At 69.6% G+C, this 15,748-nt stretch carries 19 protein-coding genes; 11 read left to right on the top strand and 8 right to left on the bottom strand.

Features of this window, described 5'->3' with window-relative positions; all coding sequences use genetic code 11:
- The first annotated feature begins 150 nt into the window (after positions 1–150).
- The 8 genes from BJ992_RS05725 to BJ992_RS05690 all read left to right on the top strand — a co-directional run bounded on the left by BJ992_RS05725 (position 151) and on the right by BJ992_RS05690 (position 6,241).
- Positions 151–891 carry an SDR family oxidoreductase gene (locus tag BJ992_RS05725; protein WP_184978889.1) on the top strand — a complete coding sequence of 247 codons (741 nt, stop codon included), beginning with the start codon at positions 151–153 and terminating at the stop codon, positions 889–891.
- Positions 892–901: 10 nt separating this feature from the next.
- Positions 902–1,717 carry a class I SAM-dependent methyltransferase gene (locus BJ992_RS05720; RefSeq protein WP_184978888.1) on the top strand — a complete coding sequence of 272 codons (816 nt, stop codon included), beginning with the start codon at positions 902–904 and terminating at the stop codon, positions 1,715–1,717.
- Between the two features lie 25 nt (positions 1,718–1,742).
- Positions 1,743–2,099, top strand: coding sequence for a BlaI/MecI/CopY family transcriptional regulator (locus BJ992_RS05715; RefSeq protein ID WP_184978887.1), 357 nt, complete (start codon positions 1,743–1,745; stop codon positions 2,097–2,099).
- On the top strand, positions 2,096–3,022 hold the full coding sequence (locus tag BJ992_RS05710; protein ID WP_184978886.1) for a M48 family metalloprotease: 927 nt from the start codon (positions 2,096–2,098) through the stop codon (positions 3,020–3,022). Before BJ992_RS05715 ends, BJ992_RS05710 begins: the two co-directional genes overlap by 4 nt.
- A gap of 70 nt (positions 3,023–3,092) precedes the next feature.
- Entirely contained in the window at positions 3,093–3,581 is a 489-nt protein-coding gene (locus BJ992_RS05705; RefSeq protein ID WP_184978885.1) for a helix-turn-helix domain-containing protein, read from the top strand.
- Between the two features lie 3 nt (positions 3,582–3,584).
- The gene (locus tag BJ992_RS05700; protein ID WP_184978884.1) at positions 3,585–4,031 is read left to right on the top strand and encodes a hypothetical protein; all 447 of its coding nucleotides are present in this window, start codon (positions 3,585–3,587) and stop codon (positions 4,029–4,031) included.
- Between the two features lie 152 nt (positions 4,032–4,183).
- Positions 4,184–4,516, top strand: a complete 333-nt coding sequence (locus tag BJ992_RS05695) for a DUF2516 family protein (RefSeq protein WP_184978883.1) — start codon at positions 4,184–4,186, stop codon at positions 4,514–4,516.
- Between the two features lie 87 nt (positions 4,517–4,603).
- Positions 4,604–6,241 carry a DUF2207 domain-containing protein gene (locus BJ992_RS05690; RefSeq protein ID WP_184978882.1) on the top strand — a complete coding sequence of 546 codons (1,638 nt, stop codon included), beginning with the start codon at positions 4,604–4,606 and terminating at the stop codon, positions 6,239–6,241.
- Between the two features lie 121 nt (positions 6,242–6,362).
- Here BJ992_RS05690 and BJ992_RS05685 read toward each other — a convergent pair whose 3' ends face one another.
- Positions 6,363–7,313: an asparaginase gene (locus BJ992_RS05685; RefSeq protein WP_184978881.1), complete on the bottom strand. Its 951-nt coding sequence runs from the start codon at positions 7,311–7,313 to the stop codon at positions 6,363–6,365.
- A gap of 100 nt (positions 7,314–7,413) precedes the next feature.
- Between BJ992_RS05685 and dtd the strand changes: the two genes are divergently transcribed.
- The gene (dtd, locus tag BJ992_RS05680) at positions 7,414–7,839 is read left to right on the top strand and encodes a D-aminoacyl-tRNA deacylase (RefSeq protein ID WP_184978880.1); all 426 of its coding nucleotides are present in this window, start codon (positions 7,414–7,416) and stop codon (positions 7,837–7,839) included.
- Between the two features lie 16 nt (positions 7,840–7,855).
- Here the strand turns inward: dtd and ygfZ are convergent, their stop codons facing one another.
- The 4 genes from ygfZ to BJ992_RS34150 all read right to left on the bottom strand — a co-directional run bounded on the left by ygfZ (position 7,856) and on the right by BJ992_RS34150 (position 10,613).
- Positions 7,856–8,911: a CAF17-like 4Fe-4S cluster assembly/insertion protein YgfZ gene (gene ygfZ / locus BJ992_RS05675; RefSeq protein WP_184978879.1), complete on the bottom strand. Its 1,056-nt coding sequence runs from the start codon at positions 8,909–8,911 to the stop codon at positions 7,856–7,858.
- An 82-nt stretch (positions 8,912–8,993) separates the two neighbouring features.
- Positions 8,994–9,407, bottom strand: a complete 414-nt coding sequence (locus BJ992_RS05670; RefSeq protein ID WP_184978878.1) for a Fur family transcriptional regulator — start codon at positions 9,405–9,407, stop codon at positions 8,994–8,996.
- Between the two features lie 124 nt (positions 9,408–9,531).
- The gene (locus tag BJ992_RS05665; RefSeq protein WP_184978877.1) at positions 9,532–9,717 is read right to left on the bottom strand and encodes a DUF397 domain-containing protein; all 186 of its coding nucleotides are present in this window, start codon (positions 9,715–9,717) and stop codon (positions 9,532–9,534) included.
- Positions 9,714–10,613, bottom strand: coding sequence for a helix-turn-helix domain-containing protein (locus tag BJ992_RS34150; RefSeq protein WP_184978876.1), 900 nt, complete (start codon positions 10,611–10,613; stop codon positions 9,714–9,716). The genes BJ992_RS05665 and BJ992_RS34150 overlap by 4 nt, the downstream gene beginning before the upstream one ends.
- A 226-nt stretch (positions 10,614–10,839) precedes the next feature.
- Between BJ992_RS34150 and BJ992_RS05655 the strand changes: the two genes are divergently transcribed.
- Entirely contained in the window at positions 10,840–11,238 is a 399-nt protein-coding gene (locus tag BJ992_RS05655; protein ID WP_184978875.1) for an ATP-binding protein, read from the top strand.
- Between the two features lie 666 nt (positions 11,239–11,904).
- Here BJ992_RS05655 and BJ992_RS05650 read toward each other — a convergent pair.
- Positions 11,905–12,393 (bottom strand): heme-binding beta-barrel domain-containing protein, encoded by a 489-nt coding sequence (locus BJ992_RS05650; protein ID WP_184978874.1) that lies wholly within the window; start codon positions 12,391–12,393, stop codon positions 11,905–11,907.
- Between the two features lie 88 nt (positions 12,394–12,481).
- Between BJ992_RS05650 and BJ992_RS05645 the strand changes: the two genes are divergently transcribed.
- On the top strand, positions 12,482–12,844 hold the full coding sequence (locus BJ992_RS05645) for a DsrE family protein (RefSeq protein WP_184978873.1): 363 nt from the start codon (positions 12,482–12,484) through the stop codon (positions 12,842–12,844).
- Positions 12,845–13,766: 922 nt separating this feature from the next.
- On the opposite strand, the gene BJ992_RS05640 is transcribed toward BJ992_RS05645, so the two are convergent.
- Together BJ992_RS05640 and BJ992_RS05635 are read right to left on the bottom strand one after the other, a co-directional pair.
- A complete protein-coding gene (locus BJ992_RS05640; protein ID WP_184978872.1) occupies positions 13,767–14,480 on the bottom strand; it encodes a glutamine amidotransferase in 714 nt (237 codons plus the stop codon).
- Positions 14,470–15,699 carry a MurT ligase domain-containing protein gene (locus tag BJ992_RS05635; protein ID WP_184978871.1) on the bottom strand — a complete coding sequence of 410 codons (1,230 nt, stop codon included), beginning with the start codon at positions 15,697–15,699 and terminating at the stop codon, positions 14,470–14,472. The genes BJ992_RS05640 and BJ992_RS05635 overlap by 11 nt, the downstream gene beginning before the upstream one ends.
- Between the last annotated feature and the right edge of the window lie 49 nt (positions 15,700–15,748).

Here is a 15,748-nt window from a genome sequence, read left to right as displayed (position 1 = left end):
CAAACCGGTTATAACCGGTGGATAGTCCGGTAGATTCCCCGAATTCCGGCGTACCGACCTCGCGCGACGCCACCGCCGCGACGCTGGCAGGATTGCCTGCGGGGACGCGGCGGGCTCCCCGGACACGACCGTGAACGGTGAGGACAGGCGATGACGAGGACAGCGGTGGTGACCGGCGCGAGCAGCGGCATCGGGGAGGCGACCGCGCGGCGGCTCGCCGCCGAGGGCTTCGACGTGGTCGCGGCGGCGCGGCGCGGGGACCGGCTGGACAAGCTGGCCGCCGAGGTGCCGTCGATCCGTCCCGCCACGCTCGACGTCACCTCCGACGAGTCGGTCGCCGCCTTCGCCGCCACGCTGGACCGCTGCGACGTGCTGGTCAACAACGCCGGCGGCGCCATCGGGCTCGAACCGGTCGCCGAGGGCCAGGTGGACGACTGGCGGCGCATGTACGAGGTCAACGTGCTGGGGTCGCTGCGCATGACCAAGGCGCTGCTCCCCAGGCTGATCGCGTCGGGGGACGGCGTGCTGGTGCTGCTCACGTCGGTCGCCGGACTGGTCGCCTACGAGGGAGGCGGCGGGTACGTCGCGGCCAAGCACGCGCAGACCTCCATGGCCGAGACGTTGCGGCTGGAACTGTGCGGAGAGCCCGTGCGTGTCGTCGAGATCGCTCCTGGCATGGTGCACACCGAGGAGTTCTCACTCACCCGGTTCCGGGGGGACGCCGAGAGCGCCGAGCGGGTGTACGAAGGGGTGCCGGGGCCGCTGAGCGCCGACGACGTGGCCGACGCCATCGCCTGGTGCGTCACCCGGCCGTGGAACGTCAACATCGACCGGCTGGTGATCAGGCCGCGCGCGCAGGCCGCGCAGCACAAGGTCCACCGGGTCACCTGAGGGTCACCGCGTGCGCGCACGGACCGGCCGGCCGTCCGGCGAGATCACCCGAGGCACCACGGGACACAACCGGCTGCGGCGCGCCGACCGCTTCCTCACCGCCGTGTACGGCTCGCTGCTGGTGTCGGCCGAGCGTCCTCTGGTCGTCGACCTCGGGTACGGCGCGTCCCACGTCACCACGACCGAGCTGTTCTGGCGGCTGCGGCGCGTCCGGCCGGACGTCGAGGTCGTGGGGGTCGAGATCGACCCGGTGCGGGTGGCGGCGGCGCGGCCGTACCAGCGGCCGGGGTTGTCGTTCGCGTACGGCGGGTTCGAGCTGCCGGTGGACCGGCCGCCGCTGATCGTGCGGGCCTTCAACGTGCTACGGCAGTACGACGAGGCGCGGGCCTTCGCGGCGTGGGACCTGCTGCGTTCCCGGCTGGCGCCGCACGGTGTGATCGTGGAGGGCACGTGCTCCGAGGTCGGCCACCGCGCGTCGTGGGTGGCGCTGGACGCCGCGGGGCCGCGCACGGTGACGCTGGCGGCACGCCTCGCGGGGTTCGGCAGCCCGGCCGATCTGGCGGAACGGCTGCCGAAAACCCTGATCCACCGGAACGTGCCGGGGGAACCGGTGCACGCCTTCCTGCGGGACTTCGAGCACTGCTGGCAGGTGGCGGCGCCGTACGGCGCCTACGGCATGCGGGCCCGGTGGACGGCGGCGGTGGAACGGCTCGCCGGCGCCTGGCCGGTGGCGGCCACACCACCGCTCGGAGGCCAGCGCAGGTGGCGGCTGGGGGAGGTCACCGTGCCCTGGACCGCGGTGGCGCCGGTCCTCTACACGACGTAGTACTACCCAAGGTAGGCTTGTCGGCGTGAAGGGTCTCGGTGAGCTTGAACGCAGCGTCATGGACATCTTGTGGGCCCAGAAAGCCCCTCTGACCGCACGAGAGGTCGGCCGCCTCATCGCCGACCGCGACCTCGCGCCGACCACGGTCATGACCGTCCTGGACCGGCTCACGCGTAAAGGATTCCTTCGCCGCACCCGCGACGGCCGCGCCTGGCGGTACGAACCGGTGGCCGGCCGCGACGCGTACGTCGCCGAGCTTATGCTGGAAGCCTTGGACATGACCGGAGACCGCTCCGCGGCGCTCACCCGTTTCGCGCAGACGGTCTCCGGCTCCGAGGCCGAGATCCTGCGCAAAGCACTCACGGAGCTGGAAGAAGAGTGATCGCCGCCGCCGTCCTGACCGCGCTCGCCATGGCGTGCGCGGTTGGCGCGTGGCGGCTGACGTTCGCGCGCTGGCCCTGGCGCACCCCGCGTGCGGCGATCCTGCTGTGGCAGTCGCTCGGCGTGACCTGGGGCCTCGCGAGCGTCGGCGCGCTGCTGGCGTACGCTCTGGCCCCCTACGGCGGCGGCGTGGTGTTCGGCCTGCACGCCTACGCCGACTCGGCGCTCTCGTCCGGCACGGCGCAGGGGGCGGTGCTGCCGCACGACCTTCCCCGCGTGGCCGCGCTGATCGCGGGGCTGACGCTGCTCGGCGTGCTGGTGTCGGTGCTGCTCGCGGCCGGTGCGCAGACGCTGCTCGCGCGGCGGCGCCACCGGGTGCTGCTGTCGCTGATCTCCCGTGAGGACCCCGGGGTGCCGGGGGTGCGGGTCCTCGACCACCCCGGCGCCACCGCGTACTGCCTGCCGGGCCTGCGGTCCGAGGTCGTGGTGAGCGCCGGCACGTTGTCGCTGCTCAGCCAGGACGAGCTGTCGGCGGTGCTCGCGCACGAGGCCGCGCACGCGCGCGAGCGGCACGACCTGGTGCTGCTGCCGTTCACCGCGCTCACCCGCGCGCTGCCGTGGCTCGGCGTGGTGCGTGACGCGCACTCCTCGGTGGCCCTGCTGGTCGAGATGGCCGCCGACGACCGCGCGCGCCGTTACTGCTCGGCGCGGCGACTCGCCACGGCGCTGCTGCGGTTCGGCACCGCCGGCACCTTGCCGGCGCCTAGCGGCGCGCTCGGCGCGGGAGGCGAGCAGGTCATGGCGCGGGTCAATCGCCTGGTCAAGCCCGGTGCGGCGCTGCCGAGGCGCTTCCGGTACGGGCTGGTGACGTTCTCTGTGCTTCTGTCGGTGTCGGCGCCGTTCCTGTGGGTCTATCCGGGGTGACCGTCACCGGCGCTTGCTGGTGTTAGCCGCAGCGTTTGCAATTGCAAGCATCATGCGGCAGACTGGAGCCATGGAACTACCGAAGGTCGGCTCGATCGGCGAGTACATCCGCGACCAGCGGAAGCAGGCGAAGATCTCGCTGCGCCAGCTCGCCAGCCAGGCAGGGGTGTCCAACCCCTACCTGAGCCAGATCGAGCGCGGCCTGCGCAAGCCGAGCGCGGAGATCCTCAACCAGATCGCCAAGGGACTGCGCATCTCGTCCCAGGCGCTGTACGTGCAGGCGGGTCTCATGGACGACCGCGTGCCCGACAGCGACGTGCTCGCCGCGGTACGTACCGACCCGCACCTGTCCGAACGTCAACGACAGGTGCTCATCGACATATACGAATCGTTCCGCAAGGAGAACCGCGCCGAGGCCCCGGCGCCGGACGGGGATTTCGTTCACACCCCGCCGGAGCCGGAGTCTCGCGGGACCGGCGCGAACCACGCCGAGGAGGATGCCGCCTCCTCGCGCGCGGCGCGGAACGGCCGTGTTCAAACCGAACCCAAGGAAGGTTAACCCATGGCTCTCAACGCCGAGGTCAAGAAACTGACGGACTCCAAGCCGTTCTACGCCGTCGCCGGCGCCGGCGACTTCGCGGTCGAGAAGCTGCGCGAGCTGCCGGAGCAGATCCAGCGTCTGCAGTCCCGGCGCGGCGAGGTGCGCGAGGTCGCGCGCGAACTGCCGACCATGGCCCGGCGCTACGCCGGCAACGTGCAGGTGAAGGCCGAGTCCGTGGCCAAGGACCTGCCCAACCTCGCCAAGGTGTACGCCGACCAGCTCGCCGGCAAGGCCGGCCTGCTCTACGACCAGTTCGCGAGCCGCGGCCGCAAGGTCGTCAGCCGGGTCACCGGGGAGGCCGCGCTGGAACTGCAGGAGGCCTCCACCGCCGCCGAGCCGCCGGCGGCCACCCGTCCGAAGACCACCACGGCCAGGAAGCCGGCGCGCACCACCGGGTCCAAGGCCTAGATTTCGACACATCGCACGGCCCGTCCGGAACTCCGGACGGGCCGTAGCCGTTCGTCCGGTTACGGCCGGTCCCGTCCCTGCACGCGCACCGGAATGACCGCCGTCCGAGCTAGGCTGAACACCGGCAGGCCATATACCCCTGGGAGACGTCGATGTTCCAGATCCACGGAGTCCTGGATCTCATTTTCTGGGTGCTCGCCCTCGGGGCACTCGGCCTGTGCGTCTGGGCCCTGGTGCACGCCGTGCGCACCCCCGCGCGCGCCTTCGCCGTGGCGGGCAAGCTCAAGAAGCAGATCTGGCTGCTCATCTTGGCCTTCGCCACGCTCTTCTCCTTCGCGGCCGTCGTGCAGTACCTTCCGACGCTGAGCATCTTCGTGATCGCGTCGGTCATCGGCTCCGGCATCTACCTCGCCGACGTCAAGCCGGCCGTGAACGAGATCGGCCGGGGCGGCAGCGGTTCGAGCGGCCCGTACGGCCCCTGGTGATCCCGCGCCGCCACTGATCACAGGTTGTCCACAGGTGCCCCTCATCCCCCGGCGCCGTGTCACATCCGGCCGCTAGGCTGACGGCCCATGATGGATCTTCTCCGTCGGCTCGCCCCCGTGGCCGTGCTCGCGGTCCTTCCCGTGCTCGCCGCGCCTTCCGCCGCCTCCGCGTCCGCCGCGGCCGGCCGGATCAGCCGCACCACCATGACTATGGAGCTGCGGCCCGGCGGAGTGCTGCACGTCAAGGAGCAGATCGCCTACACCGGCCAGGTCAGCCGCACCCTGCTCACCCGGGTGCGCCACGACGACGCCAACGACCGGCTGTACCGCGTCACCGGCTTCAAGGGGGACGGCACCCTGTCGGGGGACACCATCACCCCCTCGGGGAACGGCAAGGCCACGTTCGAGTACGACGTGGCAGGCGCCGTCACCCCCATCAGCGGCGGCGAGGAGCTGCGGTGGTTCGCCGCCGACGGGTGGGACGCGCCGGTCGAAGCCGCGCTGGTCACGCTGGCCGGTCCGGCGCCGCTGCAGAGCCTGTCGTGTTTCGCCGGCGACCTGACGTCCGCCATCGGGTGCACGTCGGTGTCCATGGACGAAGGCGGGACCCGCGCGGAATTCGAGCAGCAGGACCTTCCGGCGGGCCAGACGTTCACCGTCGTGGCGGGCTTCCCTTCCGGCGCCACCGGCGGCGCGCCGATCCTTTCGCACCGTTTCGACCTGGCGAGCGCCTTCACCCTCGACACCGTCACCGGCGGAGCGCTGGCCGGCCTACTGGTGCTGCTGCTCGGCGGCCTCGCCGTCCTTTACTGGACGCGCGGCCGTGACGCGCGCGCCGTGCACAGCGAGCCGGACTCTCTCACCGCCGTCGAGAACGGTCACTTCTCCCCGCCGGACGGCGTGCGGCCCGGCCAGATCGGCACCCTGATCGACGAGCAGGCCGACGTCGTGGACGTCACCGCCACCGTCGTCGACCTCGCCGTCCGCGGCTATCTACGCATCGACGAGCAGCCGAGAGGCGCGTACGACGCTCCCGACTGGCTGCTGGTCAAGACGTCCGGCCCGCCGCTGGACGAGCTTCTCGACTACGAGCGCGCGCTCCACAACGCCATCTTCGACGGCCGTGACACCGTCCTCCTGTCCCAGCTCCACGGCTCCTTCGCCGCCGGTCTCGGCAAGGTCCGCGACGCCTTGTACCGCGACGTGGTGCGCCAGGGCTGGTTCGCGCGCCGTCCCGACGCCGTCCGCACCCGCTGGACCACCCTCGGCGTCCTCGTCACGTTCCTCGGCGTGGCCGCCACCGTCCTGCTCGCGTGGTTCACCACCTACGGCCTCCTCGGCCTGGCCCTGATCATCGCCGGGGCCGCGCTCGCCGTCGGCGGCCAGTACATGCCGGCCAAGACCGGCAAGGGTGCCGCCGCGCTGGCCCACACCCTCGGGTTCCGCCAGTACCTCACCACCGGCGAGATCGGCGACGTCGACCCGGCCCAGCGGGTGGAGCTCTTCTCGCGCTACCTGCCGTACGCCGTGGTCTTCGACACCGTCGACCACTGGGCCCGGGTCGTCGCCTCCATCAACGGCAACGGCCACCAGGCCGACACCCTGTACTGGTACCACGGCCCCGCCGAGTGGGACCTGTCCAACTTCGCCGCCTCCATGACCACCTTCACCGCCACCACCTCAGGCGCCATCTCCTCCTCCCGCCAGTTCCACCGCCGCCTCTAGTCCGTCACCGCCGTCCGCGCAGGCGAACCTCAGCCCTCGGCCGTCACAGCTGACCGCGCACGCGGACCTCAGCCCCCGGCCATCACAACTGGCCGCGCAGGCGAGCCTCAGCTCTCGGCCGTCACAGGTGGCCGCGCACGCGGACCTCCCCCACCGGCAACCCGCCGCCGTACTGCGGCGGGGTGGCCAGCGGCGCCAGTTCCGGGGAGTCCAGGCCGAGCGCGCGCAAAGCGGCGACGGTGGCAGGCACTCTGGCGCGCTGTCCCCCGTCCACGATCTTCACCGTGGCGGCGCGGCCGTCCTCGAACGCGAACGCGTCGAAGGCCTCGGCCCCCGCCTTGAGCATCAGCCCGGGAACGGCGCGCATCAGCGCGGCCTCGGGTCGTGCGGTGCCGGACGTCCACTCCGGGTGGGCCCGCATGGCGTCCGCGATACGACGCTCCGGGGTGCCTGGCGCCGCCAGGACCATCGTGCGGAACGCGCGGGTCACCCCCGTCATCGAGGCGAAGTACAAAGGCGCACCGCAGCCGTCCACCCCGGTGGCCGCCACCCGCTCACCGGTCAGCTCCTCGATGGTGCCGCGGATGGCACGTTGCAGCGGATGACCGGGGAAACGGTAGTCGTCCAGCGGCCACCCGTTCACCACACAGGTGGCGAGCATCGCCGCATGCTTGCCGGAACAGTTCATGGTGATCCGTGCCGGTCCACCGCCGGCGCGCAGCACGCGGTGCGCCGCTCCGGTGTCCCCGGGAAGGTCCTCCGGGCAACGCAACGCGTCCTCGTCCAGACCGGCCCCGATGAGGATCTTGGAAACCCCCTGGACGTGGAACTCCTCCCCCGCGTGACTGGCACACGCCAGTGCCAGCGACTCGCCGTCCAGCTCAAGCCCGGCCCGCAGCATGCCGAGCGCCTGCAGAGGCTTCATCGACGACCGCGGCGAGGCCGCCGCCGTCACGTCCCCCCGTACCGCGACCGGCGACCCCCCGGCGTCCACAGCGAACACCCAGGCCTGGTGAACCGACTCGACGAACCCGGACCGGACGACTTCCACGATGAGCGGATCAGCAGACACGTCATCTCCCTTCGCCGCACGAGTTTACGGATGCCCGAAGCGCCGCGTTCAGCGCGTCCGGACCTCCACCCACCTGCGGACGATGCAAGAATGATTGACCATGCGTGCCGTGGTGCAAAGAGTGACGTCCGCCTCAGTGATCGTCGACGGCCGGACCGTAGGCGCCATCGACACCCCCGGCCTCCTGGTCCTCGCCGGCGTCACCCACACCGACACCCCCGCCGAGGCGAGAAAACTCGCCACCAAACTCTGGGGCCTCCGCATCCTCGACGGCGAGAAGTCCTGCTCCGACACCGCCGCCCCCCTCCTGGTCGTCAGCCAGTTCACCCTCTACGGCGACACCCGCAAAGGCCGCCGCCCCACCTGGCAGTCCGCCGCCCCCGGCCCGATCGCCGAACCCCTGATCGAAACCCTGATCACGGAACTACGCACCCTCGGAGCCCACGTGGAAACGGGTCTCTTCGGCGCCGACATGAAGGTCCACCTGGTGAACGACGGCCCCATCACCTTGATCGTCGAAGTCTGACCACCCAGGGGACCGGTCAGCGGATGCGGCGGCGGAGATTGGGGTCGATCTTGACGTTGCGGCCGGCGTCCGGGGGGACGATGACCTCTTGGGACGCGGCGACGCCGCCGGCGAGCAGGTCGATGTCGACCGGGACGGTGCGTTTCACCACGGCCAGCGCGATGGGGCCGAGTTCGTGGTGACGGGCCGACGAGCCGACGAAACCGATCTGGCCGGGCTCGGCGGTGCCGTCGACGGCGGCCTCCGGGTCGGCCTCCACCGGCGTGCTCACACCGAGGGTCACCGGCGCGCCGTGGGGAGGCAGAGTGTCGGCACTGCCGTCGAGGTGCAGGAAGACCAGCCTGCGCGGCGGATGGCCGAGGTTGTGGACACGGGCCACGGTCTCCTGACCCCGGTAACACCCCTTCGTGAGGTGCACCGCGGCGCCGATCCACCCGACCTCATGCGGGATCGTCTTGTGATCGGTGTCGAACCCCAGCCGCGGCAGATGCGCCTCGATCCGCAACGCCTCATAGGCCCAAAGACCCGCGAGCCCCAGCCCGAGCTCCCCAGGCAACCCGGCCAGCCGCTCACGCGGCACCAGCAGATCCTCCCCGACCGCGATCACCCCGTCCGGCAGGGTCGCAGGCACCCCGGAACCAGGCGCGCCGACCGTCACCACCGCGTACGAAGCCGTCATGTCGGTCACCTCGACCCGCAACATGAACCGCATCTTCTCCAGGAACGCGACCAGCGGCCCCGCCGTACCCGGCTCGACATGAGCCCACACCGACCCGCCGTCGTCCACAAGGCTCAGGTGATGCTCCACCCTCCCCTGCGGATCGAGCAGCAACGTCTGCGTCGGCGTGCCAGGCCCCATCGTGTCGAGCTTCTGGGAACTGAGATCGTTGAGCCACTTGAGCCGATCAGGCCCCGTGATCCGCACGACCTCACGACCGCTCCGGTCGACCAGCGCCGCACCCGCCGCGAGCGCACGCTGCTCGGCGTACGGCTCACCGTAGTGCGCCGCCACGGCCTGATCGGGAGCGTCCGCGGCGACCGCGCCAGGAGTGTCCAGCAGAGGGCTTCGCATACCCACAAGGCTATTGCGCCGCGGACCGCGCCGGGACCGTCATCCACAGCCCTGAATGCCTGTGGCCGACCCCGGCCTCTCGTCAGGACTTACAGTCGCGGCACTGTCCGAAGATCGTGAGATGGTGCACGTCCGTCACGAACCCGAACTCACGGTCCAGCGTGTCCACCAGCCCCTGCACGACATCGGGCCGTATCTCGGTGACCTTCTCGCAGTTCCGGCACACCAGATGAACATGATCGGCCTCACTGGCCAGGTGGTACGTCGGCGCTCCGTGCCCGAGATGAGTATGCGTCACCATCCCCAGCTCTTCGAGCAACTCCAGCGTCCGGTACACCGTGGAGATGTTGACCCCACGCGCCGTCTCCTGCACCTCACCGCAGATGTCCTCCGGCGTGGCATGCCCCAGCTTCGTCACCGCCTCCAGCACAAGCTGCCGCTGCGGCGTGACCCGATACCCCCGCGAACGTAACTCCTCGTGCCAAGTCCCGGCCATGCCCCGAGTCTACGGTTCCCCACACCCCGAACACCGCTCCACGACGTAAGCAAGCCCTCCGGCACGCCGTTACATCGACCCTGGCCCAGCCGAAACCGCTGAGCGCTGATGGTCACACGGGGCCTCAGCCATGCACGGATACCTTGAGCCCGCGCAGGAATGCGACGAACTCGTCTCTGGGAAATACGAGCGTCGGACCGTCAGGCACTTTGCTGTCGCGGACCACCACGTTGGAAATCAAGTCGGCGATCTCGACGCACTGGCCGCCTTCACCGGAGTACGAGGACTTACGGAACGTCAACTCCATCATTTTATACCTTCTTCGATTAAATTTGTGGACTGTATACGGTTCAAGGCTTCTGTCCGTAGCCTATCGAGCCTGGCGACGGACTGCTGGATCAACTCATGGTCACTGCTGAGTGTGCTCGCTCCAGCGGATTCCACGGATACGTACGCAGTCCCATCAGGGAGTTGGACCATGACGAAGCCGCTTGTCAATCCGGTCGTGGTCTGTGCTCCGTATGGGACGACCTGCAGACACACCGCCGGATGCCGATTCGCCTCCACGAGCCGCTTCAACTGGCCCAGCATCACCGCCGGCCCGCCGATCGGACGGTAGAGAACCCCCTCGTCGATCAGTGCGTAGACCTCCGGACAGTCCTCTCGCTCCAGAATCTCCTGCCGGGCGAGTCTCGCATTGACCCGATCTTCGATCTCGTGTCGTTTGACCAGACCGCCGGTGAAGATGAGCCGTGCGTACTCCTCTGTCTGGAAAAGTCCAGGAACCAGAGCGAGATCCCACGACCTGATGACCGAAGCTCTGGGTTCCAGATCGAGGTACGACAGGAACCACTCGTCCGCCCCGCGTCTGGGCTCGAACAACCGGTCGTGCAGGTCGATGAAGTGGCCCTGCTGGGCCAGGACACGGTCCAAGGCTCCGCAGAGGTCTCGCGGCGGCTTCCGTAAGGCAAGTTCCAGCTTGGAGATCTGCCCCTGGCTGATGCGGAGTCGCGCGGCCAGGGCCTCCTGGGAAAGGCCGGCACGTCGCCGGTGGTACCGGAGTTCGGCACCGAACTTGGCTGTCGCCTCGCGAGCATCCACGCCACTGCCAATCCAACTATTCCGGAACCGATTCCTGATACGTCCAGCGTCCCACGGGACGGCGTCCGTCGGCGTGCAATTCTTGAGAAATACCGCGCTGTCCACGGGATGGTCGATGCATGGCGCAGCATATGAAAGGTCGAGGCCGCGAGCACAGCGATCCCTCGATCCACACCAAACACGCTATAGACCTGAAAAGAACATTTCAGTCACGCAGTCCGAGTGATCCAAGGAGGTTGGATAAGACCAAGCGATCACAGAAGTACGGTGATCGCAGATCGGTTTGGAGTACCGGGATGTCGCTCGCTCTGAAGATCACGGGGTATGAGCCGTGACAGAACTTGTGGGCAAGGTCGATCTTCCAGGCCTGGACAGCTCGGTCGAGGTGGCTCGTGCCTACGTACGCTCCACTCTGCGCCGAATCGGAAGGCGATCCGTAGAGGACATCGAGTTGCTCGTCAGCGAGGTTTTCACCAACGCGGTCAGGCATTCCGGCTCCGGACGCCGGAACGGCGGCGTCGTCACCCTGCGTGTGTACGACGACGGCGAGACGGTTCGCGTCGAAGTGACCGACGAAGGCTCATCCGAGACCATGCCACAGGTTCGGGAGCGGCCGAGTCTGCTCAGCGAGGGTGGTCGTGGACTGTGGATGGTACATGAGCTGTCCTCGTCGTGGGGGTGGGGACAGCACGATGCGGGTCGCACGGTGTGGTTCGAGGTCCGGATATGAGTTCTGAAGCGTGGCCTGACGGGAGATAGCTGCCAGTGTCCGCGGCAGTGCCGAGTGGGGGTGCGGGGGCGAAGCCCCTGCCTTGGGGTTTGGGGCGGGAGCCCCGACAAGCACTGTCCGAGCGGAGCGAGGGCCATGACAGGGAGCGCGGCCTCTCTTCGCCGGAGCGGCGAGTGCGTCCAGCCTCGACATGGACGCACTCTTGGTGACGTACGCGTCATGACGGTGTGCGCGTCATGACGGTGTGCGCGTCATGACGGTGTGCTCGGGGACTGTCTGTGAGAGGACTGGGGGCGGTGGACGTGCAGGTCAGTGGGGGTGGGGTTAATTGTTTGCCTTTGATCCGGGGGTCGCATAGCGTACTAGGCACGCAGAAAGGAGGTGGTCCGAACAATGGTTAGTCATTATTGGACTAGCGAGGTGGCTGTCCGCTAGGACATCGCCTGAGTCAGGACCTTCCGTCCAGACGGCCTGCCTCCTTGTGGGGTGCGGGTGGCGTCCGGCGTAATCCAAGGCAGACACCGGAACCCCGGGCAGCCGGCGGGGGAAGTCGTGGGACTTCTTCCATGGTCCAGCCGGCCCGCCTCCTTCGTGGAGGTGGAGCGCGCCCGGGGTTTTTCCTTTTCTCCAGGTCGGCGGCCTTGCGGGGCCGGCGGATTCTCCGGGTCAGGAGACCTTCTTGAGGTCGGCGGAGAGGTGGGACGTCAGGGGGTGGCCTTCTGCGGCCATGTCGTAGGCGTACATGAGGTTGCCGTTGACGAGGCCGTAGAGGCGGTGGCCTGCGGTGTATTCCTTCGCGGTGCCGGTGCGGGCCACCACGTCGGTCCGCAGCTCGATCTTGTGGAAGGCCACCTCGCCGATGTAGATCTCGACGATGCCGGTGGGGTGGGCCAGGACCACTTCGAGCTGGCGGTCGGGCTGGGCTCGCCAGTAGCCGGTCTCCCTGGCCAGGGGCCTCACCATGTTGCCGTCGTCGTCGAGGAGCCAGGTGCGGCTCTCGTAGGTCAGGAACGGCTTGCCGTTGTGGTCGAAGACGATCTCCTGGCCGTAGCGGAAGCTCTCTATCGACGGGTAGCCGCCTACGCCGGCCCCTTCCCACCTGCCGAGCAGGAAGGCGATCGGCTCCAGGGCGGGGTGCAGTTCTGGGGCATCCATGTATACAGAGCCTAGAGGGCCGCGCAGGTGCGCCGGAACAGGGGAACGGCCCTGGTGGAGGCCCGACACCGGCTAATAGGCTGGGATCATGGCGCGATCAATGGTGATAAAGGTGACGGCCGGGATGGACGCTCCTGAGCGGTGCAACCAGGCGTTCACAGTCGCCGCGGCGGCACTGGCGAGCGGTGTACCGGTGTCCCTGTGGCTGACCGGCGAGTCGGCGTGGTACGGCCTGCCTGACCGCGCGAAGGAGTTCACCCTGCCGGAGGCCACGCCGCTGGCCGACCTGCTGGACATCGTGCTCGCCAACGGCAAGGTCACCGTCTGCACGCAGTGCGCGGCGCGCCGGGGGATCGGGCCGGACGACGTGATCGACGGGGTACGCATCGCCGGGGCTCCGACGTTCGTGGAGGAGGCACTCGGCGAAGGCGTCCAGGCTCTGGTCTACTGACTGTCCCCCCTGACCGGCCGACCGGCGTGGGACGGCGCCGGATTCGCCGTACCACGTCCCGCCGCGTCGGCGCCGGGACGAGGGGCCGTGATGGTGGGGGGTCACGCCGCGCGGGGGTACGTGGCGTGGGTGGGACTTACGCGCGTGGAGGTAGTTGGAATGCGGTTCTGATCCGCTGAACGTCCCCATTGACCGGCCGACCGGCGTGGGACGGCGCCGTATTCGCCGTACCACGTCCCGCCGCGTCGGCGCCGGGACGAGGGGCCGTGATGGTGGGGGGTCACGCCGCGCGGGGGTACGTGGCGTGGGTGGGACTTACGCGCGTGGAGGTAGTTGGAATGCGGTTCTGATCCGCTGAACGTCCCCATTGACCGGCCGGCCGCCGTGGGACGGCGCCGTATTCGCCGTACCACGTCCCGCCGCGTCGGCGCCGGGACGAGGGGCCGTGATGGTGGGGGGTCACGCCGCGCGGGGGTACGTGGCGTGGGTGGGACTTACGCGCGTGGAGGTAGTTGGAATGCGGTTCTGATCCGCTGAACGTCCCCATTGACCGGCCGGCCGCCGTGGGACGGCGCCGTATTCGCCGTACCACGTCCCGCCGCGTCGGCGCCGGGTGAGGAGACCCGTAGCGGCGAGCGGGGGACGTGAGCGGGGCGAGACTTGGCGCGGGTGGGGGTTGGCGCGGGTGGGGGTTGGCGCGGGTGAGACTTGGCGCGGGTGAGACTTGGCGCGGGTGAGACTTGGCGCGGGTGAGACTTGGCGCGGGTGAGACTTGGCGCGGGTGAGACTTGGCGCGGGTGAGACTTGGCGCGGGTGAGACTTGGCGCGGGTGAGACTTGGCGCGGGTGAGACTTGGCGCGGGTGGGGGTTGGCGTGGGTGAGGGTTGGCGTGGGTGGGGGTTGCGCCGCGGGGTGGGGTGGGTCAGGTGGGGAGGACGGTGGTCAGGCGTTCTTTTCTCAGGCGGTCGTACCAGGTGTCGTCTATGGGGAGCAGGGGGCCGGTGGCCCAGCCCAGGAAGACGTCGGCCAGCCAGGGGTTGCGGGCCAGGGCGGGGCCGTGGAGGTAGGTGCCTACTATTTTGCCGGTGTGGCAGCCTTCGGTGCCGTCGCCGTTGCCGGTGCCTACCACGGTGCGGGAGAGGGGGCGGACGGCGGAGCCGAGGCGGGTGACACCCATGTGGTTCTCGAAGCCGGTGAGCATGTGGCCGCCCAGGCCGGTGTCGACCTCGGCGGCGAGTTCGCCTACGGCGCGGGAGGGGCCGCGGCGGCTTTCTATGTCGAGCAGGCCGATGCCGGCCACGGGCTGGCCTTCTTCGCCGCCGAAGACGGTTCCCATGATCTGGTAGCCGGCGCAGACGGCGAGCAGGGACGCGCCGTTGTCGATGGCGCGGGACAGGCCGTTGTCGCGGCGCAGGCGTTCCGCGGCGAGGATCTGGGGACGGTCCTCGCCGCCGCCGATGAGGTAGATGTCGCCGGAGTCGGGGACGGGGTCGGCGGAGCGGACGTAGATGGTCTCGACGGGGATGCCGCGTTTGCGGGCCCGCTGTTCGAGGATGAGGACGTTGCCCTGGTCGCCGTAGGTGCTCAGCAGGTCAGGGTAGATCCACACGATGCGCAGTGCGCTGTCAGACGGCACGGCCGAACTCCGCTCGAATGTGCTGGAAGGCGGTGTAGTTGGCGATCACATCGACCCGGCCCGGCCCTTGGCGCCGTACCGCGTCGTCGAAGGTGTCGCAGAGCTCGAACGCGACTCCGGCGACGTCGAGCCGGAGCGCGAGGTCGAGGCGGCGTTCACCGGTGACGTACACCGGCCGGCCGCTGAGCACGCGGTAGTCGACGTCCCAGAGCCAGGAGGTGTCGCGGCCGTCGGGGCCCTGCGCGTTGACCGACAGGATGATCGGCAGCGCGGGGTCGGCGACCTCGAACGCCTCCAGCCACCCCGCGGGGTTCTTGGCCAGCAGCAGCCGCAACACCCGGCCGTCCCGCTCCACGGTGGTGTACCGGCCGGCGACGGACCGCACGTCGCGCAGGCGAGGCAGCGCGCGTTCGACGGTCAGGCCGAACACCTCGGCGGTGGCGAGCGCGATGGCGGCGTTGGCGCGGTTGGCGCGGCCGGGGAGCTGGAGGTCGAGCACCCAGCGCTGCCCGGCCGGGTCGATCACGGCGTCGTCGTCGAGGCGCCAGGCCGGCTCGGGCCGGCGGAACGTGCATTCGCGGCAGGCCCAGTCGTCACCCTTGCGGTCGAGGGGGCCGCCGCACTCGGGGCAGCACCAGGAGTCCTCTTTCCACGGCTGGCCGCAGGAGACCCACGTGACCTGGGTGGCGGTGCTCGCACCCCAGGTGACGAGCGGGTCGTCGCAGTTGGCGATGACGTGGGTGTCGCGGCCGGCGAGCGCGCGGCGCCATTTCTGCGCGAGCAGCCAGATCTCGGCGGCGCGGTCCATCTGGTCGCGGCTGAGGTTCATCAGGCACACGACCCCGGCCTTGGTGGTGTCGATGACCTCGGGGAGGTATTTCTCGTCGACTTCGAGCACGGCGATCGGGGCCTGCTTGGCCTGCGACAACGCGGACACGTGGCCCGCCGGCATGTTGGCGCCGAAGGCGTTGGTGGCGACCTCGCCGAGCTCCTGGAGCTCGGAGGTGATCAACCGGGTGGTGGTCGTCTTGCCGTTGGTGGCGCTGACCAGCACAAGCTTGCGGTCCGCGGCCAGTTTGCGCAGAAGGTCAGGCTCAAGGATGAGCCCGACCCGCCCCCCGATGACCGATCCGTCGCCACGCCCGGTGACCCGGGATAGCGTGGCCGCCGTACGCCCGAGGGCACTCGCGAGCTGAGCCCGCAGCGGAAGCTGGGTCATGCCCGAGATCCTAGTGGGGGTGGCGCGAAGAACGCCTAACGAGCCGCCA

It is taken from the genome of Sphaerisporangium rubeum, from assembly GCF_014207705.1.
In the GTDB taxonomy this organism is placed as follows: domain Bacteria; phylum Actinomycetota; class Actinomycetes; order Streptosporangiales; family Streptosporangiaceae; genus Sphaerisporangium; species Sphaerisporangium rubeum.
The sequence above is the reverse complement of the archived record's forward strand: the minus strand, read 5'-3'. Positions and strand labels throughout refer to the sequence as shown.

Coding starts and splice junctions, on each gene's coding strand:
- BJ992_RS05725 (WP_184978889.1), top strand. CDS start 151: ATGACGAGGACAGCGGTGGTGACCGGCGCGAGCAGCGGCATCGGGGAG.
- BJ992_RS05705 (WP_184978885.1), top strand. CDS start 3,093: ATGGAACTACCGAAGGTCGGCTCGATCGGCGAGTACATCCGCGACCAG.
- BJ992_RS05700 (WP_184978884.1), top strand. CDS start 3,585: ATGGCTCTCAACGCCGAGGTCAAGAAACTGACGGACTCCAAGCCGTTC.
- BJ992_RS05695 (WP_184978883.1), top strand. CDS start 4,184: ATGTTCCAGATCCACGGAGTCCTGGATCTCATTTTCTGGGTGCTCGCC.
- BJ992_RS05690 (WP_184978882.1), top strand. CDS start 4,604: ATGATGGATCTTCTCCGTCGGCTCGCCCCCGTGGCCGTGCTCGCGGTC.
- dtd (WP_184978880.1), top strand. CDS start 7,414: ATGCGTGCCGTGGTGCAAAGAGTGACGTCCGCCTCAGTGATCGTCGAC.
- ygfZ (WP_184978879.1), bottom strand. CDS start 8,911: ATGCGAAGCCCTCTGCTGGACACTCCTGGCGCGGTCGCCGCGGACGCT.
- BJ992_RS05670 (WP_184978878.1), bottom strand. CDS start 9,407: ATGGCCGGGACTTGGCACGAGGAGTTACGTTCGCGGGGGTATCGGGTC.
- BJ992_RS05665 (WP_184978877.1), bottom strand. CDS start 9,717: ATGATGGAGTTGACGTTCCGTAAGTCCTCGTACTCCGGTGAAGGCGGC.
- BJ992_RS05650 (WP_184978874.1), bottom strand. CDS start 12,393: ATGGATGCCCCAGAACTGCACCCCGCCCTGGAGCCGATCGCCTTCCTG.
- BJ992_RS05645 (WP_184978873.1), top strand. CDS start 12,482: ATGGCGCGATCAATGGTGATAAAGGTGACGGCCGGGATGGACGCTCCT.
- BJ992_RS05635 (WP_184978871.1), bottom strand. CDS start 15,699: ATGACCCAGCTTCCGCTGCGGGCTCAGCTCGCGAGTGCCCTCGGGCGT.